Source organism: Mediterranea sp. An20 (assembly GCF_002160055.1).
In the GTDB taxonomy this organism is placed as follows: domain Bacteria; phylum Bacteroidota; class Bacteroidia; order Bacteroidales; family Bacteroidaceae; genus Bacteroides; species Bacteroides avicola.
Genome location: NZ_NFJV01000081.1, coordinates 1 through 722, shown reverse-complemented (window position 1 = coordinate 722; position 722 = coordinate 1). Strand labels below are relative to the sequence as shown.

Annotated in this window: 1 protein-coding gene; it reads right to left on the bottom strand. The window is 46.5% G+C overall.

Going from position 1 to position 722, the window contains the following annotated elements:
• Positions 1 to 722: group II intron reverse transcriptase/maturase (gene ltrA / locus B5F34_RS17205; protein WP_087340950.1), on the bottom strand; the 722-nt coding region annotated here is incomplete at both ends.

Genomic DNA, 722 nt, shown 5'->3' with positions numbered 1-722 from the left:
TAAAAGGAATAACCTAAGTATTTTACACCTTTGACATAGGAGACTGTTGTCTTTTCTCTGTTTACTCTCAGATGAAGCTTACCTTCTATAAATCGGATAATGGACTCTTTGGTTTGTTCCGCTGCGCTTTTACTTCGGCAGAATATCATGGTATCATCGGCATAGCGCACAAAGGGATGAACTCTTCGGGTTAGTTCCTTATCAAGTTCATTAAGCATGATGTTACTTAAAAGGGGACTTAAAGGACCACCTTGGGGAGTACCCTCCCTGCTCGCCTCGAACATGCCATGATTCATTATTCCGCTTCGAAGGTATTTGTGAATAAGACTGACCACTCTTCCATCTTTTATTGTACGGCTCAGTATTTCTATCAGACGACTGTGGCACACTGTGTCGAAGAACCGCTCAAGGTCAAGGTCTACTACATATTTGTAACCTGAATTGACGATGTCTTTCGCGCTGCGCAGGGCTGCATGGCAACCACGTCCGGGACGGAAACCGAAACTGTTCCGGCTGAACTGAGGTTCGTAGATGGAGGTCAGTACCTGGTTGATGGCTTGCTGTACCAGTCGGTCTACAACGGTCGGTATTCCTAACTGACGAATCTTGCCGTTGTCCTTCGGGATTTCCACTCTAAGGACAGGGTTGGGACGGTAGCTACCGTCCAGCAAAGAGCATATCAGACTTTTCTTGTTGGCGAGAAGCCATGGGAGAAGTTCCTC